The 22,276-nt window shown below is 63.9% G+C and carries 20 protein-coding genes; 12 read left to right on the forward strand and 8 right to left on the reverse strand.

Annotated features, from left to right (window positions below; translation table 11 throughout):
• Positions 1-4 precede the first annotated feature (4 nt).
• Positions 5-850 (forward strand): MFS transporter, encoded by an 846-nt coding sequence (locus tag ABID26_RS26885; protein WP_292343998.1) that lies wholly within the window; start codon positions 5-7, stop codon positions 848-850.
• Positions 851-913: 63 nt separating this feature from the next.
• Here the strand turns inward: ABID26_RS26885 and ABID26_RS26890 are convergent, their stop codons facing one another.
• Together ABID26_RS26890 and ABID26_RS26895 are read right to left on the reverse strand one after the other, a co-directional pair.
• Positions 914-2,515 carry an inorganic phosphate transporter gene (locus tag ABID26_RS26890; RefSeq protein WP_292343996.1) on the reverse strand — a complete coding sequence of 534 codons (1,602 nt, stop codon included), beginning with the start codon at positions 2,513-2,515 and terminating at the stop codon, positions 914-916.
• A gap of 129 nt (positions 2,516-2,644) precedes the next feature.
• Entirely contained in the window at positions 2,645-3,178 is a 534-nt protein-coding gene (locus ABID26_RS26895) for a TetR/AcrR family transcriptional regulator (RefSeq protein ID WP_292340804.1), read from the reverse strand.
• 146 nt (positions 3,179-3,324) lie between these two features.
• On the opposite strand from ABID26_RS26895, the gene ABID26_RS26900 reads away from it, so the two are divergent.
• On the forward strand, positions 3,325-4,626 hold the full coding sequence (locus ABID26_RS26900; protein ID WP_292343994.1) for an efflux RND transporter periplasmic adaptor subunit: 1,302 nt from the start codon (positions 3,325-3,327) through the stop codon (positions 4,624-4,626).
• On the forward strand, positions 4,623-7,706 hold the full coding sequence (locus ABID26_RS26905; protein ID WP_292343992.1) for an efflux RND transporter permease subunit: 3,084 nt from the start codon (positions 4,623-4,625) through the stop codon (positions 7,704-7,706). Before ABID26_RS26900 ends, ABID26_RS26905 begins: the two co-directional genes overlap by 4 nt.
• A gap of 203 nt (positions 7,707-7,909) precedes the next feature.
• Here the strand turns inward: ABID26_RS26905 and ABID26_RS26910 are convergent, their stop codons facing one another.
• Positions 7,910-8,362: a L,D-transpeptidase gene (locus tag ABID26_RS26910; RefSeq protein WP_126097593.1), complete on the reverse strand. Its 453-nt coding sequence runs from the start codon at positions 8,360-8,362 to the stop codon at positions 7,910-7,912.
• A 339-nt stretch (positions 8,363-8,701) separates the two neighbouring features.
• Here ABID26_RS26910 and ABID26_RS26915 point away from each other — a divergent pair, with 339 nt between their 5' ends.
• Both ABID26_RS26915 and ABID26_RS26920 read left to right on the forward strand, forming a co-directional pair.
• Positions 8,702-9,064: a hypothetical protein gene (locus ABID26_RS26915; RefSeq protein WP_292299672.1), complete on the forward strand. Its 363-nt coding sequence runs from the start codon at positions 8,702-8,704 to the stop codon at positions 9,062-9,064.
• A 34-nt stretch (positions 9,065-9,098) separates the two neighbouring features.
• Complete coding sequence (locus ABID26_RS26920; RefSeq protein WP_292299671.1) at positions 9,099-9,263, forward strand: hypothetical protein; 165 nt, start codon at positions 9,099-9,101, stop codon at positions 9,261-9,263.
• An 84-nt stretch (positions 9,264-9,347) separates the two neighbouring features.
• Here the strand turns inward: ABID26_RS26920 and ABID26_RS26925 are convergent, their stop codons facing one another.
• Positions 9,348-10,049: a response regulator transcription factor gene (locus ABID26_RS26925; RefSeq protein ID WP_292299670.1), complete on the reverse strand. Its 702-nt coding sequence runs from the start codon at positions 10,047-10,049 to the stop codon at positions 9,348-9,350.
• Positions 10,050-10,142: 93 nt separating this feature from the next.
• Between ABID26_RS26925 and ABID26_RS26930 the strand changes: the two genes are divergently transcribed.
• Both ABID26_RS26930 and ABID26_RS26935 read left to right on the forward strand, forming a co-directional pair.
• Positions 10,143-10,871, forward strand: coding sequence for a response regulator (locus ABID26_RS26930; protein ID WP_245460182.1), 729 nt, complete (start codon positions 10,143-10,145; stop codon positions 10,869-10,871).
• Between the two features lie 32 nt (positions 10,872-10,903).
• Positions 10,904-13,003: a hybrid sensor histidine kinase/response regulator gene (locus tag ABID26_RS26935; RefSeq protein ID WP_292299668.1), complete on the forward strand. Its 2,100-nt coding sequence runs from the start codon at positions 10,904-10,906 to the stop codon at positions 13,001-13,003.
• 91 nt (positions 13,004-13,094) lie between these two features.
• On the opposite strand, the gene ABID26_RS26940 is transcribed toward ABID26_RS26935, so the two are convergent.
• Complete coding sequence (locus ABID26_RS26940) at positions 13,095-13,505, reverse strand: hypothetical protein (RefSeq protein ID WP_292299667.1); 411 nt, start codon at positions 13,503-13,505, stop codon at positions 13,095-13,097.
• 245 nt (positions 13,506-13,750) lie between these two features.
• Between ABID26_RS26940 and ABID26_RS26945 the strand changes: the two genes are divergently transcribed.
• On the forward strand, positions 13,751-13,933 hold the full coding sequence (locus tag ABID26_RS26945; RefSeq protein WP_292299666.1) for a hypothetical protein: 183 nt from the start codon (positions 13,751-13,753) through the stop codon (positions 13,931-13,933).
• A 27-nt stretch (positions 13,934-13,960) separates the two neighbouring features.
• A complete protein-coding gene (locus ABID26_RS26950) occupies positions 13,961-15,163 on the forward strand; it encodes an aromatic ring-hydroxylating oxygenase subunit alpha (RefSeq protein WP_292299665.1) in 1,203 nt (400 codons plus the stop codon).
• Between the two features lie 172 nt (positions 15,164-15,335).
• On the opposite strand, the gene ABID26_RS26955 is transcribed toward ABID26_RS26950, so the two are convergent.
• Entirely contained in the window at positions 15,336-16,754 is a 1,419-nt protein-coding gene (locus ABID26_RS26955) for an aminotransferase (RefSeq protein ID WP_292343989.1), read from the reverse strand.
• Between the two features lie 286 nt (positions 16,755-17,040).
• Between ABID26_RS26955 and ABID26_RS26960 the strand changes: the two genes are divergently transcribed.
• From ABID26_RS26960 to ABID26_RS26970, 3 genes are read left to right on the forward strand one after another with little or no spacing between them, the layout of a single operon-like run.
• Complete coding sequence (locus ABID26_RS26960) at positions 17,041-17,958, forward strand: ABC transporter permease (RefSeq protein WP_354417054.1); 918 nt, start codon at positions 17,041-17,043, stop codon at positions 17,956-17,958.
• Positions 17,955-18,776, forward strand: a complete 822-nt coding sequence (locus tag ABID26_RS26965) for an ABC transporter permease (RefSeq protein ID WP_292343985.1) — start codon at positions 17,955-17,957, stop codon at positions 18,774-18,776. The genes ABID26_RS26960 and ABID26_RS26965 overlap by 4 nt, the downstream gene beginning before the upstream one ends.
• A 37-nt stretch (positions 18,777-18,813) precedes the next feature.
• The gene (locus ABID26_RS26970) at positions 18,814-19,887 is read left to right on the forward strand and encodes an ABC transporter ATP-binding protein (protein WP_292344027.1); all 1,074 of its coding nucleotides are present in this window, start codon (positions 18,814-18,816) and stop codon (positions 19,885-19,887) included.
• Here ABID26_RS26970 and ABID26_RS26975 read toward each other — a convergent pair.
• Both ABID26_RS26975 and ABID26_RS26980 read right to left on the reverse strand, forming a co-directional pair.
• Complete coding sequence (locus ABID26_RS26975; protein WP_292343983.1) at positions 19,851-21,149, reverse strand: flavin monoamine oxidase family protein; 1,299 nt, start codon at positions 21,147-21,149, stop codon at positions 19,851-19,853. The genes ABID26_RS26970 and ABID26_RS26975 overlap by 37 nt on opposite strands.
• The gene (locus ABID26_RS26980) at positions 21,146-22,222 is read right to left on the reverse strand and encodes an extracellular solute-binding protein (protein ID WP_292343981.1); all 1,077 of its coding nucleotides are present in this window, start codon (positions 22,220-22,222) and stop codon (positions 21,146-21,148) included. The genes ABID26_RS26975 and ABID26_RS26980 overlap by 4 nt, the downstream gene beginning before the upstream one ends.
• Positions 22,223-22,276 lie beyond the last annotated feature (54 nt).

Here is a 22,276-nt window from a genome sequence, read left to right on the forward strand (position 1 = left end):
GCCGATGACCGCCGAAGCTGTTTCCTCTGCCATCGTTCCGTCGCGTGACGCCTGGCGCAGCCTGCTCTGGCTTGCGCCGCTCACGGTGCTATGGCTACTGCTGATCTACAGTTGGCCAGCGATCCCGGCCAGCGGGATTCCGACCACGGCCCACCAACTCGCCGCCCACGGGCTCGTAGCGCTGGGATTGTGGCTCGGCCTCGAACACACGAGCCTGACGCAGGATCAACGCCGCGCGACCTGGCTGGCAATCATGGTCCCGGACACGCTGTGGCTCACCGTCGCCTGGAGCGCCGCGATCAACGGCGTCTTTCACCCGGACACTGCGTCTTTACCGGTGTTGCCAATGGCGATCTTCCTGCCGGTGATGATCGGCGCGCCGCTGCTGCTGTTCTCAAAGCGGATTGGGCAGGTACTCGATGCGATACCAGCGAGCTGGCTTGTCACGCTTCAGCTCTACCGCATATTCGGCAGCTGGGCGATCGCAGCCTGGCTGCACGGTGCGCTGCCCGGCGTATTCGCAGTGCCGGCAGGTATCGGCGACATGCTGACCGGACTGCTCGCGTTGCCGGCGGCGATCGCTGTGGCGACAGGTACAGTCGAGGGCCGGAGGGCGGCAATTTTCTGGAATTTCCTCGGCCTTGCAGACTTCGCAGTCGCGATCACCATGGGCGTGATTACCTCGCCCGGACCCTGGCAACTGATCGTTCCGCATGTGCAGAGCATCGGTGCTGGCGATTACCCGGGTGTACTGACTCCTGCTTTCGTGGTGCCAAGCTCAATCCTGCTACATGTATTGTCGCTGCGCCAACTGCGCCGCCGTAGCAGGGCGGATGTCGCTCGGCGATAGGCTGGCCGGCAAAAAGAAAACGGCGCCGCGAACGGCGCCGCCTCTGGTTTTCCGCTTCGAACGCTAGAACACTTGGCGGAAGATCACGAACAGCGCGAAGGCAAGCGCGATCGAGCAGGGCAGCGTCAGCACCCAGGCAAGCAAAAGGTTACGCACGGTCGCCCACTGCAGGCCGGAGCCGTTGGCCGCCATCGTGCCGGCAACGCCCGACGATAGAACGTGGGTCGTCGACACCGGCAGGCCGAGACGGTCGGCCATGCCGATCGTGACCATCGCCACCAGCTCTGCGGCGGCGCCCTGGCCATAGGTCAGGTGGCTCTTGCCGATCTTCTCGCCGACGGTGACGACGATGCGCTTCCAGCCGACCATGGTGCCGAGGCCGAGCGCCAGCGCCACCGCGATCTTCACCCACAGCGGGATGAACTTGGTCGCGCTGTCGACCGCCTTGTGATAGTCGGTCACCGCCTTCAGGTCGGCGTCCTGCATCGGCAAAAGCTTCTTCTTGTCGATCAGCTTCAGCGCTTCGCCGATCAGATAGATGTCGTTGCGGGCGTTGCTGACCAGGTCGGTCGGGACCTTGTCGACGGTGGCGTAGGGCTGCAACCCGGCGGTCGTGTTGTGGATGTAGGTCTGCAGCGCCACGGTCGTCTGGTCGTTCCACGACTTGCTGCGCACGGCCTCCTGAACCGTGGCCTTGGCATCCGCGACGGTGACGCCAGGCTTGGCATATTTGCCCAGCGCCTGCTCGACGGACACCGAGGCCGCCTTGTAGGCTTCGAGATAATTGATGTCGGGCGTGCGGTTGAGCGCGTAGGCGGTAGGCACCACGCCGATCAGGATCAGCATGATCAGGCCCATGCCCTTCTGGCCGTCGTTCGAGCCATGCGCGAAGCTGACGCCGGTGCAGGTGAAGATGAGCAGCGCGCGGATCCACCACGGCGGCGGCGTGTTGCCCTTCGGCGCCTCATAGAGCGCCGGATTGCGCACCAGAAGCTTCATCACATAGAGCAGGAGGGCGGCGGCGAAGAAGCCGACGAGGGGCGAGACCAGCAGCGACATGCCGACATTGCTCGCCTGCCCCCACTCGACGCCGCTGGTGGCGCTTCCGGCCGGGGCCATGAACTGGTTGGCGAGGCCGACGCCGATGATCGAGCCGACCATCGTGTGCGAGCTCGAAGCCGGCAGGCCGAGGAACCAGGTGCCGAGGTTCCACAGGATCGCCGCCACCAGCAGGGCGAACACCATGGCGAAGCCGGAAGACGAACCGACCTGCAGGATGAGCTCGACCGGCAGCAGCGACAGGATGCCGAACGCCACCGCGCCGCTCGAGGTCAACACGCCGAGGAAGTTGAACACGCCCGACCACATGACGGCGAATTCCGCCGGCAGCGATCGTGTGTAGATCACGGTGGCCACCGCATTGGCGGTATCGTGGAAGCCGTTGACGAACTCGAAGCCCAGCGCAATCAGGAGCGCGATGCCGAGCAGGATCCAGGGCACCGTCTTGGCAATCGCCAGATCCTGGCTCAGCGCATAGCCGACATAGACCAGGCCGGCCAGAACCAGCACCCCGAAGGCCGGCAGGAACCATTTGGCACCGCCCGATTGCTCTAACGGGTGATCCGGTCTCAGAATCCCCGCCTCACTGGAAACAACGTCCACCATGTCCCACTCCTTTTGCATGCAGCAAAGAACCGGGAAGAACGCTATGTCTCCAGGATGAAGCTGGTGTGACGCCGTGCAACCTATGCGGCTATTCCCACAAGCGGGGAGACGAGGAGCTTGCGCTCCTCTCTATCCGGCTATCTTGAGAAGCGAGGAAACCAGGAGCTTGTGCTCCTCCGGCGAGAGCACGTCGGAATCGAAGAGATTCATGCTGCGCAGTCCTTCGATGGCGAGGAAGCAGACCAGCAGCGAGCCGAGGTCGTCCGTCTCGTCTTTCAGCCGTTCGAACAGCTGCCGCTTGAACGCCTTTATCGGCGTCAGGAAATCCGGATCCTCGGCGATCGCGGAGAACATCCAGGAAGCCGATGGTTTTGGCTTCTCGCAATCATCGGCCGAAAGCCGTATGTAGGCCGCGAGCACGCTTTCATCGCTGGCCTCGGCCGTGCGTTCCTCGAGCGCCTCCTCGAAAGCGTTGAGGTAATTTTCCACCAGCCCCTGCATCAGCTTGGCCTTGGTCGGAAAATTGTAGAGCAGGCCCCCCTTGGAGACGCCGGCCCGGTTGGCAACGGCGTCGAGCGACAGGCTTCCCGGACCCGCCTCGCGGGCCACGTCGGCGGCGGCGGCCAATATTCTGTCGCGCGAGTTTGCCCTGCGAGCCTTCATCACGCCTCCCTTACATTAGCATGTGCGGAATTGACAAGACCGTCCAGACGGTACAGTAAAGCGCCCGCCATTTGAAATCGGGATTCACGTCGATATGTGTCCCGGCATCGTTTGTTTTGCCGGTTGCCGGCTCGAGGGGATTGTCCGTGAAGCGCTTCTTCATCATCGCCGGAATTCTGCTGCTGCTCGTTGTGGCGTGCGCCGGGATCGTCGGTTTCAACCTGTTTCGCGACAATGCGATCAAGCAGTTTTTCGCCACCATGAAGCCGCCGGCCGCGACCGTCTCGACGGTCGTAGCGAAGCCTTCGAACTGGACGCCCGGCGTCGAGGCGATCGGCACCGTCAACGCCGTGCGCGGCGTCGACTTGACGGTCGAGACAGCCGGCATCGTCAAGGACATCCTCTTCCACGCCAACCAGAAGGTCGCGGCCGACGCCGTGCTCCTGCAGCTCGACGATGCCGTCGAGAAAGCCGACCTGGTGGCGCAGAAGGCTCAGGCCGCGTCCGATCAGGCGGCGCTGACCCGCGCGATCGAATTGCAACGGCGTGGTGTCGGCACGGACGCGACGCTTGACGCAGCGCGCGCGGCTGCGGACGCCTCGGCCGCGCAGGTCAACAAGCTGCAGGCGGTGCTCGACCAGAAGCAGCTCTCGGCCCCCTTCACCGGCACGATCGGCATTCCGAAGATCGACATCGGCCAATATCTGGCGCCCGGCAACTCGGTGGTGACGATCCAGGATCTGGACACGATGCGGGTCGACTTCACAGTGCCCGAGCAGCAGCTGCCGCTGTTGAAGATCGGCCAGACGGTGCGGATCGGCAGCAACGCTGCCGACATGTCCTTTGCCGGCTCCATTCGCGGCATCGATCCCAAGATCGACCCGGCGAGCCGGCTGGTGTCGATCCGAGGCGAGGTCGCCAATCCGGAAGGCAAGCTGACGCCAGGCCAGTTCGTGCAGATCCGCGTCGAGCTGCCGGAGGAAAACAACATCATCTCGGTGCCCCAGACCGCGGTGACGTCAAGCCTTTACGGCGACTTCGTTTTCGTGGTGGTGCCGGCCAAGCCCGCCGATGCCGGCGCGGCTGCGCCGGCCAAACCGGATGACCAGAAGACTGGCGCCGTAAAGCCGGCCGGCGAGGCAGCCAAACCGCAGGCCGATGCCTCGAAGCCGGCCTCCGATACAGCAAAGCCCGCCGACAACGCCGCAAAGCCCGCTGACAACGCTCAGAAGCCGGCCGAGGCCGGGCAGCAGCCGGCGCTCGTTCTGTCGCAGGTGTTCGTCAAGCTCGGCCGCCGCAACAACGGCATGGTAGAGATCTCCGAGGGCCTGAAGGCCGGCGACCAGGTCGTCACCGCCGGCCAGAACCGGCTCTTCAACGGCATGTCCGTTGGCGTCGACAACACCATCGATCCCAGCAAATCGGCGAACAAGCAGGTTCAGCAATGAGCTTTTCCGACATCTTCATTCGCCGGCCCGTCCTCTCGACGGTGCTGGCCTGCATGATCCTGCTGCTAGGCTTCCAGGCCATCTTCAACCTGTCGATCCGCCAGTATCCGAAGGTGGACGAGACAGCGATCACCATCACCACGGCCTATCCCGGCGCCAGCGCCGACCTGATCCAGGGCTTCATCTCCGCCCCGATCGCACGCGCCGTCGCCTCGACGGAAAACATCGATTACGTGACATCGTCGAGCCGTCCGTCTTCGAGCACCGTGACCGTGCAGATGAAGCTCGGCTCCAATCCCGACGTGGCGCTGACTGAGGTGCTGTCCAAGGTTCAGGGCGTGCGCGGCACTTTGCCGGATGCGTCCAAGGACCCGGTGATCGTCAAGGGCACCGGCCAGCAGTTCGCGATGATGTACATCTCGATGCAGAATCCGAACATGACGAAGGAGCAGCTCACCGAATACATCGAGCGTGTCGTACGACCCCGCATTTCGACGGTGGAAGGCGTCGCCGATGTTCAGATCTTTGGCGCCGAGGAATATTCCATGCGCGTCTGGATCGACCCGGTCAGGCTTGCCGCCCGCGGTGCCACCGCCGCCGACGTGCTGACCGCGATCAACAACTCCAACTTCCTCTCGGCACCCGGCAACACCCAGAACGAATATGTGGTCTCGTCGATCACGGTTCACTCGACCTTGCAGACGCCGGAAGCCTTCTCCCAGCTGCCGATCCGCTCGACGGACGGGCAGGTGGTGCGCCTGCGCGACGTGGCGCGCGTCGAGCTCGGCGCCGCCAGCACCGACACCAGGGTGAGCTTCAACGGCAAGCCTGGCACCTTCCTCGCCATCTTCCCGACGCCGGCGGCCAACCCGCTGACGACGGCGGCGGCAGTCACCAAGCTCGTGCCGGTGATTCAGGAGACACTGCCGAAAGGCATGACCATCGAGGTCGTCTACGATTCCACGGAGCAGATCAGCGCCTCGATCGAAGAGGTGTTCAAGACCATAGTCGAGGCGGTCGCCATCGTCATCGTTGTCATCCTGTTGTTCCTCGGGTCCTTCCGCTCGGTGATGATGCCGATCGTCACCATCCCGCTGTCGCTGATCGGCGTCTGCTTCCTGCTGTTCGCGGTCGGTTATTCGATCAATCTTTTGTCGCTGCTGGCCATGGTGCTGGCGATCGGCCTCGTCGTCGACGACGCCATCGTGGTGGTGGAAAACATCCATCGCCACATGGAGGAAGACCACATGTCGCCGATGCAGGCAGCCTTCAACGGCATGCGCGAGATCTTCTCGGCCATCGTCGCAATGACCATCACGTTGGCCGCCGTGTTCGCGCCGCTTGCCTTTACCGGTGGCCTGACGGGCGCGTTGTTCCGCGAATTCGCTGTCACTCTGGCTGGCTCCGTGGTCTTGTCCGGCCTTATCGCCGTCACCATCACACCGATGATGTCGGCGCGCCTCTTGAAGCCGGGCGCGCATGGCCGCTTCCAGCGCATCGTCGACGGCACCTTCAGCCGGGTCGAGCGCGTCTACGAGCGGGCAGTGACCGCTTCGCTCAGAAACAGGCCGGTTACCTTTATCATCGTCGTCGCGCTGGTGGCGCTCACCGGCTTCATGTTCACCAAGACCTCGACAGAATTGGCGCCGGAAGAAGACCAGGGCTTCCTGCTCTCGATCGTGACCGCGCCGCGCTACGCGACCTCGGACTACACCGAGACCTACGTTAACCAGATCCTCGGTCTTGTGAAGGACATTCCAGAAACGCGGGCGCAGTTCTCGGCGGTCGCCTTCGGCGGCGCCACCAACGGCGCCTTCGTCGGCTTCGCCTTCAAGGACTGGGCCGAACGCAAGCGCAGCTCGAAGGAGATCCAGGCCGACATCACGGGCCGGTTGGCCAAGGTCGCCGGCGTCGAGGCTTTCGTCTTCGCGCCACCGACACTGCCTGGTTCGGGCGGCGGCTTGCCGATCTCCATGGTGGTCCGCTCGACCGGCGATCCGTCCGAGGTCTTCGACCAGGCAGAGAAGATCAAGAACAAGGCGCAGGCTTCCGGCCGCTTCATCGTCGTCCAGAACTCGATGTCCTACGACGCGCCTCAGGTGACCGTGACCATCGACCGCGAGCGCGCCGCGGCGCTGAACCTACCGATCGCCGATATCGGCAACACGCTGACGCTGCTTGTCGGCGGCGCCGAGGTGGCGCAGTTCGACCGCGACAATAACAGCTATGACATCATCCCCCAGGTGCCGCAGGAATTCCGCGACAATCCGGCCAAGCTCGGCGAGTATTTCGTGCGCAGCGTCGACGGCAAGATGGTGCCCCTGTCGGCCGTGGTGCAAATCTCGACCAACGCCTCGCCGGCGGCGATCGAGCAGTTCAACCAGCTGAACTCGGCCACGATCTCCGCCCTGCCTCTGCCCGGCGTGACCACCGGTGACGGGCTGAAGGTGCTGGAAGACCTCGCCAGGGAAACGCTGCCCGACACCTTCTTCATCGACTATTCCGGCCAGTCGCGGCAGGAAAAGGAGCAGGGCAACACCATCCTGATCGCCTTCACCGCCGCCGTGATCGTCATCTACCTGGTGCTGGCCGCGCAGTTCGAGAGCTTCCGCGATCCGCTGATCATCATGATGGCCGTGCCGCTCTCGATCTTCGGCGCCATCGTGCCGCTCAACATCGGCCTGGGCACGCTCAACATCTACACCCAGGTCGGACTGATCACACTGATCGGCCTCATCACCAAGCACGGCATCCTTTTGGTGGAATTCGCCAATCAGCAGCGCGAGATCCATGGCATGCGGCGGCGCGACGCCATCATAGCCTCGGCCAAGGTGCGCCTGCGGCCGATCCTGATGACGACGGCGGCGATGGCGCTCGGCGTCGTGCCGCTGATCATCTCCAGCGGCGCCGGCGCCGCGGCCCGTTACTCGATGGGCCTCGTCATCTTCACCGGCATCCTGGTCGGCACGATGTTCACGCTGTTCGTCGTGCCCATGTTCTACACTTTCATCGCCGGCAAGGATCTGCCGCACCTTGCCGAGAAGCCGGATCCGAAGCTGATGCCGGCGCTGCCGACTTGAACTAAGGCAATAGCGAATAGCGAATAGGGAGTAGCGAATAGCGAGTAGGGGACTGAAGGCCCGTTGCGCGCCACTATTCGCTATTCGCTATTCGCTCCAAAAAAGAGGCCGGAAACTTTCCGGCCTCTTTTTTTGGCAGTCGCCTCACAGCTTCGGTGAATTCGTCCGAAGGCGGCAACCTGCCTGCTACTTGACCCAGCCCGTTACTTAACAATGACGATGCTGGTGTTGGTGGGACCGAAGGCCTCGACGAGCTGGTAGAAATCGGCCGCCGCATCGGGATGCAGCCGCACGCAGCCATGCGAGGCAGGCCGGCCAAGGCGATTGATGGCATAGGTCGCGTGCACGGCATAGCCGCCGCTGAAGAACACCGAATGCGGCATCGGCGCGTTGTCGTATTTCTTCGAATACCACATCTCGTGCATGCGCGTCGGCTTGAACGATCCCGTCGGCGTGATGTGCGCCCTGTCGCCCGTCGATACCTTCCAGGTGAAGGTCGGCCGGCCGTCGACCGTGACTTCCATGATCTGCTGCGACAGCGAAACCCGGGCGACGATCTGATTGGCGTGGGCGGCATTGCTGGCGAAAAGCAGTGCAGCGCCGGTCAGCGCGGCGGCGGCAATGTTGATGAGCTTGGCTGAAATGGCGGTATGCATGACGATCCCTCTTTTGTCCGGTCCCGGCCGGCTTCAATTTCGATGGGCCGTCTTATCGTGGACACCTGTTTCAAGCTTATTTCGCTTGATGCTCGTTTCTGTTTCGAATCCGTTTCTCGAAACTAACGGAGCCACCTATGGAATCGGCTCGTGGACGGCCGTAATGGTTAACCGAGAAATCAAGCAGATGCGGAAAACGAAAGCTCGTATGCCTCTGATACGAAAGCTATTTCGCCGATCTCGAAACCAAATTGCAACAAAACGCGGCCTGCGCGGCATGATGCGGATACAGGCCGGCAGCAATGTCGATGCAACGGGAACAGACATCAGCAAACGAAAATGGGCAGGAAATCGAACCTACGCTCCTGGCTTCTCAGGATAAGCGTCGCGGCAGTCATCCTCTGTGGCGCCGGCTCAGTCGCCGGCAAACCGGTGACGACGCTTGGCGCCCTGAATTTTGGCGCCCTGAATTTTGGCGCCATGAATTCCGGCGAGGTTTCGACGCTGCACACTGCACTGTTCATCGCCACGGTCTGGATTGTTTCCAGCCTGCGCGTCAACCGGCTGAGGGCCCTCTGGCGGGTCGGCTTTCGGCTGATGAGGACGCGCGGCCCCTCCGGCTACTTGCTGCCGAGAGGACCGAAGGCCCGCGCCGCAGCGGGGGGCTCCGTCAGCGGCGCGGGCGCTTCGGGAGTTTCCTGAAGCACCGACGACTTATCGAACTGGGGATTCAGACATGAAGACGAAATTTGCAGCTTCGGTGCTGTCCGCGCTGCTTTACGCTCAAGGGCTGCTCGGCTTTGCCGCGCTTGCAACGGTGCTCCTCAAGGAGCGCGCGCACGCCGAGATCACCGCCAACGCCGACATGCCATCGGGCCCCTCGGTCCTCGTGGTGCGTTAAGCACTGGCATCGGTCCCAAAAGTGTAAAGCAGGTTTTGGGGAATTCCGATGCCAGATCAAGGAAATGACTTGGCCGCCTCCGCCTCAGTCGGTGCGCGGCGTCGGCGGATCGAAGCGATAGCCGGCGCCTCTGATCGTGGTGATGGTGTCGGTATCGAGCTTGCGGCGCAGCCTTACAATGCGCGAATCGATCGAGCGGTCGAAAGCGTCGGCATTCTCGGCAGGCGCGGCGGCGATGATGTCGTCGCGCGTCAGCACCTTTCGCGGGCTCGCCAGGAACAGCCTGAGCAGCGCCACCTGCCCCGGCGACAGCTGATCCTCGGCGCCGGAGCGATGCATGACCATGGCCGACCTCAAGTCGACAGTGGCGTTCTCCAGCACGATCAGTTCCTGGGTGTTGCGGCCGCGCCGCATCAACAGGCCGCCGATGCGGGCAGCGAGCTCGCGAACGTTGAGCGGGCTTTCGATCACGTCGGCGGCGCCGAGTTCCAGCGCCAGCACTTTGTCGACGAGATCGCGTGGCCGGCAGATCAGGATGAAGTCGGAGCCGCCCTCGCCGCCCCCGCCTTGGCTACTATATCGCTTGAGCAGCTCGCGCCCTTCCGCCTGGGTCACATCGTCACCGACGACCACGACATCGATGCCCCCTGCCGAGAGCAACGACTCCGCCTCCCAGGGCTGGCGCGCTTGGCGCACATCGTGCCCCCGCCGCTCGAGATGGTCGGCAAGGTCACTGGCCACCACCTCGGCAACGGACACAAGCGCGACGACGGATCGTGCTGCCATTTTTTTCACCCCGCCACAGACAACTCGAGATGAGCGCTGGACATCATGTTTATACCCAATCTACTTTCCGCTGAAAGCGGGAGCGAGACCATTGTGAAGGCGCGCATCATCGTCGTCGAGGACGAGCCGGATCTGAGGGAGGCGGTTGCCGAATATCTCGGCGCCAACGGCTATGACGTCGCCACGGCCGAGAACGCCGCGGCGGCGCGCAGCCTGCTGGACGCGCAATCCTTCCATCTCGCCATCCTCGACATCGCCATGCCCGGCGAGGACGGCCTGTCGCTCGGCCGCTGGCTGCGCTCCAAGACCCAGATCGGCATCATCTATGCCACCGCCGCCGGCACCGCGCTCGACCGCATCGTCGGGCTGGAGCTTGGCGCCGACGATTACATCGTCAAGCCCTATGAATTGCGCGAAGTGCTGGCGCGGGTCCGCAGCGTGCTGCGCCGCGTGCCGCAGCCGGCAGCGCCGCAGGCTGCCAAGATCGAGGCCGGCGCCCGCCGCTTCATGAATTTCGGCGGTTTCCAGGCCGATTTCGACGGCAGGCTCGTCACCGGCGCCAATGGCGCGGTCGTCGAGATGGCCAAGAGCGAGTTCGACGTGCTGGAGGTCTTCCTGACCCGCGCCAACCGGCTTTTGACGCGGGCGGCGATCTCGGAAGCGATCGGCTTCGTGGAAGACCCCGAATCGTCGCGCGCGGTCGACATCCGCATCATGCGTCTGAGAAAGAAGATCGAAGCCGATCCGGCCAATCCGAAATTCCTGCGCACGGTGCGCGGCGAAGGCTATATCTTCTCGCTGCCGACCGGCGACAGCAATTGAACGACACGCGCGGGCTCGAATGACAGCCGACCATGACTGCTGAGGCAGCACGCACCGATATGCAGGGTTCCCGTCAGGGCGCCGCGATGGCGGCCGTCCATGTCGTTCGCCGCCTGCGCGAGGCGGGCGACTGGCAGCGCGAGATGGACGGCATATTGGAGACGCTCTGCCGCTCGATGGATTGCCAGCGCGGCATCCTCTTCCGCCTGCGCGAATTGCCGGGCGAGGGCTTCGCCCAATCGGTCGCCGCTTACTGGATCGATCCGGCCTCCGGCGGCGAGCTCGCATCGCCCACCGTGATCATGCAGTCGATCATCAACTCCGATCCGCTGCTGGAACGGTTGCAGGAGGACGAGCGCCAGGGCAAGGTCTTTGCCGGCCACACGCGCAACCTCGAGGGTTTCCTGCGGGCCGATTTCGAGAAGCAGAGCATCAAATCCTTCATTTCCGTATCTGTCTTCGCTCACGGTCATCTCTGGGGCACGCTCGCCGTCAACGACTGCGTCGCAGAGCGCAAATGGACGGACGAGGAAGAGGCGACGCTGCACATCATCGCGCTCGCCATCGGCGACGCCATCGAGCGCTCACCCTCCGAGGCGCATGCCAGCGAGGTGATCCGCCGCACAATGCTGCAGGCTTCGCTCGACGCCATCATCGTCATCGACGAGTCCGGCTCCATCATCGAATTCAATCCGGCCGCCGAGAAGATGTTCGGCTTCAAGCGCGGCGACATCCTCGGCAAGGACCTGATCGACACGATCGTGCCGCACTACTATCGCAAGGGCTATGCGTCAGGCGCCGACTACATGGCCGGCCGCGGCGCGCCGATGGTCAACCAGCGGCTGGAGACCGTGACCCAGAACGCTGCCGGCGAGATCTTTCCGATCGAATTGACCGCGACCGAGATGCGGGTTGCCGACCGCCGGCTGATCTTCGGTTCGATCCGCGACCTGCGCGAAAAGCTGCGCGCCGAGGAAGAGATCAACCGCCAGCGCGAGAAGCTGCACCAGAACGAGAAGATGGCGGCGATGGGCTCGCTGCTCGCCGGCGTCTCGCACGAACTCAACAACCCACTCGCGGTGGTGGTGGCGCAGTCGACGTTGCTGCATGAATTCGCGACCGACCCGCAGACGAAGGTGCGCGCCGAAAAGGTGCGCGCCGCCGCCGAGCGCTGCGGCCGCATCGTCAAGAGCTTCCTGTCGATGGTGCGCCTGCATCCGACCGAGCAGGCCGAGACCGACCTCAACCAGGTGATGCGAGCCGCGCTCGAGGTCACCGCTTACGGCGCGCGCTCCAGCGGCATCATCATCGACACCGATTTCGCCAATGGCCCGCTGCTTGCCATGGCGGATGCCGACCATGTCACGCAGGTCGCGGCCAACTTCCTCATCAACAGCCAGCATGCGCTGGCCGGCGTTACCGGCGAACGGCGCATCAAGGTGCGGACCTTCCGCAGCGACCGCGGCAATCCCGGCTTCTCCGTCGAGGACAATGGTCCAGGGATTCCCGAGCCGATCCGCTCGCGCATCTTCGAATCCTATTTCACCACCAAGCCGGTCGGTGTCGGCACCGGCATCGGCCTGTCGATCTCGAAATCGATCGTCGAGCGCCACAACGGCAATATCTGGTTCGAGGAGGTTGAGCCGCACGGCGCGCGCTTCGTCGTGCAACTGCCGGCGATTTCCGGCGACGCCGCCAAGGCCGGCGAAGGCCCGGCGCGCTCGAGCGGGCTGCGCCATGCGCTGATCATCGACGACGAGCCCGACGTCGCCGCTTCGCTCTCCGACATACTGGAGCTGATGGGGGTGAAATCGCGGGTCGTCGCAAGCTGGACGTCGGCCGGCGACGTGCTGAGCGGGCAGATGCCGCCGGACATCGTCTTTTCCGACCTGCGCATGCCGGGCACCAGCGGCATATCCATCTACCGCGAGCTGCTGGCCGAACGTCCAGGCCTGGCGCAGCGCTTCGTGCTGGTCACCGGCGACTTGATCGGCGCCAAGGCGGAGATCGAGGCGCTGCCGCCGCCGCAGCGCCCGCATATCCTGGAAAAGCCGTTCTCGACGCTCGACGTCCGCGGCGTGCTCGCAGCGATTGCCGAGCTTGCCGCGGTCGACAGCGGGGCGCACATCTGACGGGCTCGGTTCCAGCCGCCAAAAAAAGAGGCTCCCGATCGACTTGCGACGGGAGCCTGACTGGAGCGCGGAGGGTGCGCTCAGGGGAACTCTAGAAGACGTTCGGCGTGTTGGTGAGCGGCGCGGCATTGGCGATCATGCGCACCGCGCGGGCCCGGTGCTGGCCGGACTGTTCGGCGATGGCGCGCAGGCATTCGGCGTTTTCGGCGCCCCAGTTCTGACCCTTGCAGGCAAAGTCGATTGCCGGCTCCGGCAGCCGCGCCGTTTTGAGGGTCGTCGAGGCGCCCTGCACCACGTTGGCCGGCGGATTGAGCGAAGCGAAAGCGGGGCCGGAGACAGGCGCCAGCACCATGCCGGCGAAAGCGCAGGCGCCGATCAGCATGAACATCGCCATCGGATGGTCGCTGGCGCGCTGGCGCAGCGCCAGCTTCGGCCGGCGATCATTGCGCTCCGGGCCATATGCGTGGCGACTCGCGTCGACGGTCTGGGCTTTCGTAAACATCGGCTGCTCCCTTCGTTATCTTTCCTTTTCCCATGAAACGAACTTAATCGCGCCGCGTAACAGCCGAATGGTAGGGCGAGATTGCCCGTGTAACAGGATTGAAACAGGGATCTGGACCGCCAGCCTTCCATCCCTGCTTTGCCCGCTGGCGAAGGTTCATGCGCCTGTCGGACGCGACGGACTGTAAGCGACCTCACACAGCCGCCGAATTGACATGACCGTTGCGATCATCGGATGCACCAGACGTGCCGGAACGTACCTCTCGCAACGCCCGGATCCGTGGCCGGAACCGCTGTTTTACATCCGTCGTTAAGGCCCGGATTTTCCGGGATTTTTCTGGCTTAGGCGGCCTCAAAGTCGCCGCCGCGGAATTTCCATATTTCCACAACCCATTGCATTTCAATGCAAAATATGCTTTTATTGAATGATCATTCAACAAATAGAAGAGCACTTCTATGAACCCGCACCTCCGTGACGTGGCGATCCCCAACGATTGGGACCGGCGGGGCTTGCCGGGATGGAGTTATCACTCCAACGCGCTGCTCGAGCTCGAGCAGGAATATGTCTTCCGCAATCATTGGCAGATCGCCGGCCACGTCTCCGACGTGCCGAATGCGGGCGACTATCTGACCATGGACGTCATCGGCGAGCGCGCGCTGATCGTGCGCGGCAAGGACGGCGTCGTGCGCGCCCTCAACAACATGTGCCGCCACCGCGGCAGCCGCGTCGTCGCCGACAGCCAGGGCACCTGCAAGAACGCGCTGGTCTGCCCGTTCCACGGCTGGGTCTACAATCTCGACGGCACGCTGCGCGGCGCGGCACGCCCGCGCTCTTTCCCCGAGCTCGACAACACCGAGTTCGGCCTGATGCCGCTCGACCTCGAAATCTGGATGGGCTTCATCTTCATCCGCTTCCGCAAGGGCGGTCCGCAGCCTTCGGTGGCCGAGCTCTTGAAGCCGATCGAGGCCGAGATCGCCAACTACCGCGTTGCCGACATGGTGCCGTCCTGGGGCATCTGGACCCAGAAATCGCCGGTCAACTGGAAGTCGGTGCGCGACGTCGACAATGAAGGCTATCATGTCGCCATGGCGCATCCGGCGCTGCAGGACCTTTACGGCGCGACCTATTTCGACGAGCCCTTCATCAACGGCGTGTCGCGGTCCTTTGCCACCTACAACCCGCATGCCGGGCGGCGCTGGAGCGTCGGCCAGTACATCAGGATAGCGCCCGAGCCGACGCATCTGCCGCAGCATCTGCGCAAGGCCTGGATCTACTATGGCATCTTCCCCAACAACGCGCTGTCGATCATGCCGGAATCGGTGCAATTCTATCAGGAGTTCCCGCTGTCGACCGGCGAAACGCTGCTGCGCGGCGCGATCTATCGCTACAAGGACGAGACAAGAGAGCAGGCGGCCGCCCGCTACCTCGCCTACCGCATCGACCGCGACACCATGAACGAGGACGTGCAGCTTTCGGTCTGGTCGAACGAATCCATGCTGTCGGAAGCCTTCGGGGGCTTTTATCTTTCCGATCTCGAATACGGCGTGCGCACCCACCACGACCATCTGCGCAAGCAGGTCCCGGTGCTCAATCTGGAAACCGCGCCGGAGGAAAAGGACATGTGGGGGCTGAACGATGCGCTGAGGTCGAGGGGATAAAGCTGCCAATCTCCCCCCTTGAGGGGGAGATGGCCGCGAAGCGGCCAGAGGGGTCGCTGCGCGTGAAGCGCCAACGCCCTTCGGGACATAGACAACGCCGGCGATCTACGCGAGACGACCCCCTCTGTCGCCTTCGGCGACATCTCCCCCTCAAGGGGGGAGAGGAGCGCTCTCACCCCCGCCACACCCCTTCCTTCCTCAGATCATCCATCGTCCGCGAAATCCCCTCGCGCAGGATCGCTACCATGTCGTCGACCTGCTCGCGACTGATGATCAGCGGCGGCGACATCACGCACATGTTGATCAAAGGCCGCACCAAAAGGCCGAGCTCGTGGCAATGCGCGTCGATGCGCTTGCCCACATCCTTGTCGAGCTGCAGCGGGTCCTTGCTCTCGCGGTCGGCGACGCATTCGACGCAAGCCATCAGGCCGACGCCGCGCACCTCGCCGACGAGCGGCAATTCCTCGAGCGTCTTCAACCGCGCCTGGAAATAGGGCGCGATCTCGCGTGCATGCTGAAGGACGCCGTCTTCCAGCAGGTCGAGGTTTTTCAGCGCGACGGCGCAGCCGATCGGATGGCTGGTGTAGGTGAGGCCGTGCCCGAACAGCGCGTCGGGATGATTGGAGCGTCGCAATTCTTCCAGAAGCCGCTCCGAGATGATGACACCGCCGAGCGGGAAATAGCCCGAGGTGACGCCCTTGGCGAAGGTGATCATATCCGGATCGATGCCGAACACGTCGCCCGAGGCAAAGACGTGGCCGAGCCGCCCGAAGCCGGTCACCACCTCATCCGAGACGTAGAGGATATCATTCTCGCGGCAGATCTCGCGGATACGCTTGAGATAGCCATCCGGCGGCACGACGACACCGCCCGAGGCCTGCACCGGCTCGCCGACAAAGGCGCCGATCCGGTCTGCGCCGACGCGCGCAACGGTGTCGCGGAACTGATCGACGAGGAAATCGGTGAAGGCGGGAACGCTCATGCCTTGCGGCCGCCGGAACGGGTTGGGCGATGACAGCTTCACCACCAGCTCGTCGGCACCGTCCATCCAGTCGCGGTCGCGCGGGCGGCCGTTGAGCGAGGCCGACAGGTAGGTCGAGCCGTGATAGGCGCCGCCGCGGCTGAGGATCAGCTTCTTCTCCGGGCGGCCGCGCACGTTGTTGTAGAACTGCATGAAGCGCAGTGCCGTCTCCACAGCCGACGAGCCGCCGGTGGTGAAGAAGGTATGGCTGAGGTCGCCCGGGGCGGCGTCCGCAATGCGCCGGGCAAGCTCGGCCGAAGGCGCGTTCATCGTGTACCAGGGCGTATTGTAGGAGAGCGCCATCGCCTGGTCGTACATCACCCTTGCCAGTTCCTCGCGGCGATGGCCGACATTGATGCACCACATGCCGGCCGGGCCGTCGATCAGCCGCTTGCCGGATGCGTCGGTGATGTAGATGCCGTCGCCCTCGCCGATCAGCGCGCGCGCCTCTGCGCCGACCGAGCCGGCATAGGGCCAGGGCTGGACGAGATGGCGCTTGGCGACTTCGACCGCGTCGTCGTCGCCGGCGTCGATCATTTCCCTCGCTTTGATCTCTCTTGCAGCCGCCATGTTAGCCTCGCATCATCCGGTTGCGGAATTTCCATGGACACGAAACGAAGCGGAAAACCGTGGAAATTCGGCCTTTCTTCACTTCATTTTGAATGTCTGTTCAATCAATATTACAGAAATAGCGCTTGATTTCAATCGGCGGATGCGCTCATGATGAAAGAAAGGCGGCAAGCCAGGGCGCGATCGCTCCAGGCATAAGAATTTGGGAACACGGCGCCGGTTAATGGGAAGGCCGAATGGCGGGACAGTCCGAGCCAGCAACCGCAATCACGCCCGGAGCGCTGCAATGACGGCGGCGGCGGAAGGGTCGCCCCCGCTCACCATGGCGGGAGCCAGACGAAGTCCCCTTCTGCAATCGGGAGCCGCCCAAGGCTTCGCGCTGATAAGCCCGACCTTCCTCTACGCGCTTATCCTTCTCGTTCTGCCGATCCTGGTCGTCATCGCCCATTCCTTCTGGACGCAGGACTACCTCACCATCGACCACACCTTGACGCTGGAGAACTACCGGATCGCGCTGACCGAGCCGATCTACCGCGACCTGCTCTGGCGCTCGCTCTACATCTCGCTGACGGTCAGCCTGCTCACCGTAGCTCTCGCCTACCCGATCGCCTATTTCATTTCCTTCCATGGCGGCCGCCACAAGAGCCTGTGGCTGTTCCTCATCACCATCCCGTTCTGGACCAGCTATCTTTTGCGCGTGATGTCGTGGAAGGTGATCCTCGGCTATAACGGCGTGCTCAATTCCGGCCTGATGGGGCTGGGCATCATCGACGAGCCGTCGACGGCGCTGCTCTACAATTCCAGCGCCGTCATCATCACGCTCACACATGCCTGGGCGACCTTCGCCATCCTGCCGATCTTCGTCTCGCTGGAGAAGGTCGACCGCACCTTGGTCGAGGCGGCGACCGATCTCGGCGACGGGCCGCTGCGCTCCTTCCTGCGCGTGACCTTGCCGCTGTCGGCGCCGGGCGTCATCTCGGCGGCGCTCATCGTGATGATCCCGACCGTCGGCGACTATGTCACGCCGAAGCTGGTCGGCGGCAAGGACGGCGTCATGATCGCCAACGCCATCCAGGCGCAATTCGGCAAGGCGTCGAACTGGCCGCTCGGCGCCGCGCTTTCCGTCACCACCATGGTCATCGTCTCGCTGATGGCCGGCGCCACGGTGCTGGTCATACGCGCGCTGCAGAGGCTGGCGCGATGACGGCGATCAGACGTTTTCTGCCGGGATGGCTGTCGAGCTACGCCGCCCTCTACATCCTTTTCCTCTATCTGCCGGTGATCTTCCTGCCGATCTTTTCGATCAATACGGCAGCGACGCCGAAATTCCCGCTCTCCGGCGTCACGCTCCATTGGTATGAGGACCTGCCGCGCACGCCGGCGCTGATCGACGCGACTTGGAACAGCTTGGCTGTCGGTGTCTCGGCCTCGATCCTGTCGACCGTGTTCGGCATCCTCGCCGCCCGCTCGATCACCCGCTTCCGCTATCCCGGCCGACGCACCATCAATGGGCTGATCATGGCGCCGCTGGTGCTGCCCGAGGTGATCGTCGCCATCTCGATGCTGCTGGTCATGCTGCAACTTGGCTTGAGCCTGTCGCTGTTCACCGTCGTGCTCGGCCACGTGCTGGTCTGCATCCCCTATTCGATGACGGTGCTGACCTCCGGTTTCGAAGGCTTTGATCGCAGCCTGGAGGAGGCTTCCGCCGATCTCGGCGAGAGCGCCTTCGGCACCTTCCGGCGCGTGACGCTGCCGATGGTCGCGCCGGCGATCATCTCCAGCCTGCTCGTCTGCTTCACCATCTCGCTCGACGAATTCATCATCGCCTTCTTCCTGACCGGCACCGAGGCGACGCTGCCGATCTACATCTGGGGGCAGCTGCGCTTCGCGGCAAAACTCCCCGGCGTGCTGGCGCTCGGCACCTTGCTGCTAGTGGCCTCCTTCGTGCTGATGGCAATTGCCGAAATCCTGCGCCGCCGCGCGGCGAGACGCACCCAGAACGAGGGAGGCCTCTATGCTTGAGCGGGTCCAATCGGAGCGCGCCCAATCGGATCGCACCATGATCGAGATCCGCGAGGTCACGCGCAGCTACGGCGCCTTCAAGGCGCTGGACGATGCATCGCTCAGCATCCGCGAGGGCGAGTTCTTCTCGCTGCTTGGTCCTTCCGGCTGCGGCAAGACCACGCTCTTGCGCATGATCGCCGGTTTCGACAATCCGACCAGCGGCTCGATCGCCGTGGACGGCCAGCCGATGGACGGCATTCCGGCCAACCGGCGGCCGATCAACATGGTATTCCAGAGCTATGCGATCTTCCCACACCTGAATGTGGAGCAGAATGTCGCTTACGGCCTGAAGCGGCTGAAGCTCAAGGCTGGCGAGGAAAAGCGCCGCGTCGAGGAGGCGCTGGCGCAGGTGTCGCTGACCGGCCTCGGCAAACGCCGCGCCACCGAGCTCTCCGGCGGCCAGCGCCAGCGCGTGGCGCTCGCCCGCGCGCTGGTCATGCGGCCCAAGGTGCTGCTCCTCGACGAGCCGCTCTCGGCGCTCGACAAGAAGCTGCGCGAGCAGATGCAGGTCGAGCTGCGCCGACTGCAGCAGGCGGTCGGCATCACCTTCGTGCTGGTCACCCACGACCAGTATGAGGCTTTGGCCATGTCGGACCGCATCGCCGTGATGTTCGGCGGTCGCATCGCGCAGGTCGCTTCGCCGAAGGAGATTTACCAGCGCCCGGTCAACCGCCAGGTCGCCGATTTCCTCGGCGGCATGAATTTCGTCAAGGCCGAGATCGTCGAGGAGAACGGCGCTTCACTGGTTGTCGATACGCTTGGCTTCGGGCGCGTCAAAACCGACAAGCCGAAGGTCTTCGTGCCCAATGGCGGCGTAGCCACGCTCGGCATCCGGCCGGAGCGGCTGCGCGTTTTGTGGGACAATGCGACGGCGAAGTTCGAGGTCGCCGGCAAGGTGGTCGAACGCCACTATTTCGGCGAGATCACGCATCTGATCGTCGAGATACCGGGACTCGAAAAGCCGCTCTCGGTGACCGAGACCAATGATTTCGGCGCCGACGACATTCCGGTCGGCGCGCCGATCCGCCTCGCTTACGACCCTGAAGCGCTGGTGGCGATGGCTGACTGAATTTTCCTGGCGGCGATACGCCCTGCCACGATCGCGCCTTCCACATAGCCCGGAAAGGACGGCGAGAGTTCCGAAGCCGAGAAATAGACCGGCGGCGCGCCGCCAAGGATGGTGCGCTCGGCGTTCCTCGCCGTCACGTCGACGATGAGATCGCTGTAGGCACCGCCGCTCCAGCGGTCACGCGTCCAGTCGCGTGAGCTGAAATCGAGCATGTCGGCCGCCTCCGGGCCGAGCGCGTCGACAAGCCTCGCCGTCACCTCCGCACGCAATGCCGCCTCGCCCAACTCGCGCCAGCGCAATGCACGCGGCCCGCCGACGAAGACGGTGAGCGCGGCGTGCCCCGCATCCTTGCTGGCGTCGCAGGCGAACAGCCCCGGCAGATCGCGCCACATCACCATGCCGCTCAAACCCCGCTCGCGCCAGAACGGCTTCGTATAGCGCACCAGGATCTTGATCACCGCACCGCTTTCCCAGACGCCCAAATCCTTCGCCAGGGCGGGCGGCAAGGCAGGCGTGAAGTCAAGCTTGGCAGCTGTCGCCGGTGGCAGCGCAATCAGCACCGCGCGCGCTTCGACGACGCCCGCGGCGGAAGTCACGCGAACGCCTTCCGGTCCATGCTCGATGCGCGTCGCCGGCTGACTGAGCCGCAGCCGGTCGCCGAGATCGCCCGCCAGATCGTCGGCGAGCGACTGCATGGTTTCGCGCAACGAGTATTGCAGCTCCGGCACCTCGTTGGTGATGCGCCGGTCGTTGTCGATCAGGTGCCAGAGCGGCACCTTGTCCAGCGCCAGGCACCACAGGCCCTCGATCAACGAGCGAAAGCCCGCCTTGGCGTCCGCCGGGTCTTCCTGGCGTTCGAGCCAGTCGGCGACGCTCAAGCCGGCGATCGCCGGATCGTCCGGCTCGATACTGTTCATGCGGTCGCGGATCGCCATCGAGGCGTGATACATGAGCTCGCCCCTCGAGGCCGACATGCGCGGATGGGTGATGAACTCGCCCTCGACATAGGTCTCGACGAATGTCTTGCCGCGCGCCTTCGCCAGCGCCATCAGCTCCGGCATGTCCTCGCACAGGAACTGGCCGCCGCTGTCGACCAGCTCGCCGAGTCCGTTTCGCACGGCCTCCACGCGCCCGCCGACACGATCGCGCGCTTCCAGGACAAGGAAGTCGATCCCGGCGCGCTTCAGTTCGAGCGCGGCGGACAGGCCGGTGAAGCCGGCGCCGACGATGGCAACGTCGGTCGTTTCGGTTCTGATGCTCAATAGCCGGCCTTGATCTTCTCGAACTCGGCGACCATCCGCTGCTTGAGCTCTGGCGCCACCGGCTGCTGGAACAGCGTCTTGTCGAGGAACTTGTCGAGATTGTCGAAGCCGCGTTCGGTGAGCAGCTTCTGGTCCATCGCCGCCATGCCGGCGCTGTTGCCGTGGCCGTAGCCGAAGGTCTTCACCATATACTCCGAAACATCGGGCGCGTTGACGGCGTTGAGGAAATCGTAGGCCTGGTCGAGCTTGCCCGGCGCGCCCTTCATCAGCACATAGCCGCACACCCAGGTCGACAGGCCTTCCCTCGTGTTGCGGTTCATCTCGATCGGCAGTCCTTGTCCTTTCAACGTCACATAGGTCTCGTTCCAGCCCCAGACCAGATCGACCTCGTTGCCGGTGAAAGCCTGGTTGAGGTCGGTGTCGTCGGTCCAGTAGAAGCGGATGTTCTTGTGCACGTCGCGCAGGAAGGCGGAAGCTTGGCTGAACTGCTCGTCGGTCATCTTGGTCCAGTCCTTCAGCCCGATGACGAGGCTTGCCAGCGCATAGGCATCGTCGACATTGTCGCCGATGGTGACGCGGCCCTTGAACTTGGGATCGGCGAAGATTTTCAGCGATTGCGCCTCTTGTGCCGTCACCTTGTCGGTGCGGTAGAGCAGCGAGGTGTTGCCCCAGTCGAAGGGCATGAACCAGGCCTTGCCGTCGGCGGTGGTGGCGAGATTCTTCATCGCCATGATGCCGGGATTGAGATCTTTCCAGCCGGCGATCCTGGACGTGTCGAGCGGCTGCAGCAGGCCGGCCTCGCGCCACTTCACAACGCTCTGCGAGCAGGGATGGGCGATGTCGGCCTTGAAGCCGGCGCGCATCTTCTCGAAGGCTTCGTCCTCGTCGCCGAAGAAGGAGAAGCTCGGCTCGGCCCCGTATTTGGCGGTATAGGCCGGATGCAGCAGCGGATCTTCGTAGCCCGACCAGTCGAAGACGACGAGGTCGCCGCCGCCCTCGGCAAGCGCATAGGCGGTGCCCGCGCCGACGGTGACGACGGCAGCCAAGGCAAGGCGGCGAAGCATGGATTTCATGGCGCGAGAACTCCCCCCGTCGCGGACGTATCGGCAAACGTTAGGAGAATTCGG

Source organism: Mesorhizobium shonense, assembly GCF_040545255.1.
In the GTDB taxonomy this organism is placed as follows: Bacteria; Pseudomonadota; Alphaproteobacteria; order Rhizobiales; family Rhizobiaceae; genus Mesorhizobium; species Mesorhizobium shonense.

Coding starts and splice junctions, on each gene's coding strand:
- ABID26_RS26885 (WP_292343998.1), top strand. CDS start 5: ATGACCGCCGAAGCTGTTTCCTCTGCCATCGTTCCGTCGCGTGACGCC.
- ABID26_RS26890 (WP_292343996.1), bottom strand. CDS start 2,515: ATGGTGGACGTTGTTTCCAGTGAGGCGGGGATTCTGAGACCGGATCAC.
- ABID26_RS26895 (WP_292340804.1), bottom strand. CDS start 3,178: ATGAAGGCTCGCAGGGCAAACTCGCGCGACAGAATATTGGCCGCCGCC.
- ABID26_RS26905 (WP_292343992.1), top strand. CDS start 4,623: ATGAGCTTTTCCGACATCTTCATTCGCCGGCCCGTCCTCTCGACGGTG.
- ABID26_RS26910 (WP_126097593.1), bottom strand. CDS start 8,362: ATGCATACCGCCATTTCAGCCAAGCTCATCAACATTGCCGCCGCCGCG.
- ABID26_RS26915 (WP_292299672.1), top strand. CDS start 8,702: ATGGGCAGGAAATCGAACCTACGCTCCTGGCTTCTCAGGATAAGCGTC.
- ABID26_RS26920 (WP_292299671.1), top strand. CDS start 9,099: ATGAAGACGAAATTTGCAGCTTCGGTGCTGTCCGCGCTGCTTTACGCT.
- ABID26_RS26925 (WP_292299670.1), bottom strand. CDS start 10,049: ATGGCAGCACGATCCGTCGTCGCGCTTGTGTCCGTTGCCGAGGTGGTG.
- ABID26_RS26935 (WP_292299668.1), top strand. CDS start 10,904: ATGACTGCTGAGGCAGCACGCACCGATATGCAGGGTTCCCGTCAGGGC.
- ABID26_RS26940 (WP_292299667.1), bottom strand. CDS start 13,505: ATGTTTACGAAAGCCCAGACCGTCGACGCGAGTCGCCACGCATATGGC.
- ABID26_RS26950 (WP_292299665.1), top strand. CDS start 13,961: ATGAACCCGCACCTCCGTGACGTGGCGATCCCCAACGATTGGGACCGG.
- ABID26_RS26955 (WP_292343989.1), bottom strand. CDS start 16,754: ATGGCGGCTGCAAGAGAGATCAAAGCGAGGGAAATGATCGACGCCGGC.
- ABID26_RS26960 (WP_354417054.1), top strand. CDS start 17,041: ATGACGGCGGCGGCGGAAGGGTCGCCCCCGCTCACCATGGCGGGAGCC.
- ABID26_RS26965 (WP_292343985.1), top strand. CDS start 17,955: ATGACGGCGATCAGACGTTTTCTGCCGGGATGGCTGTCGAGCTACGCC.
- ABID26_RS26970 (WP_292344027.1), top strand. CDS start 18,814: ATGATCGAGATCCGCGAGGTCACGCGCAGCTACGGCGCCTTCAAGGCG.
- ABID26_RS26980 (WP_292343981.1), bottom strand. CDS start 22,222: ATGAAATCCATGCTTCGCCGCCTTGCCTTGGCTGCCGTCGTCACCGTC.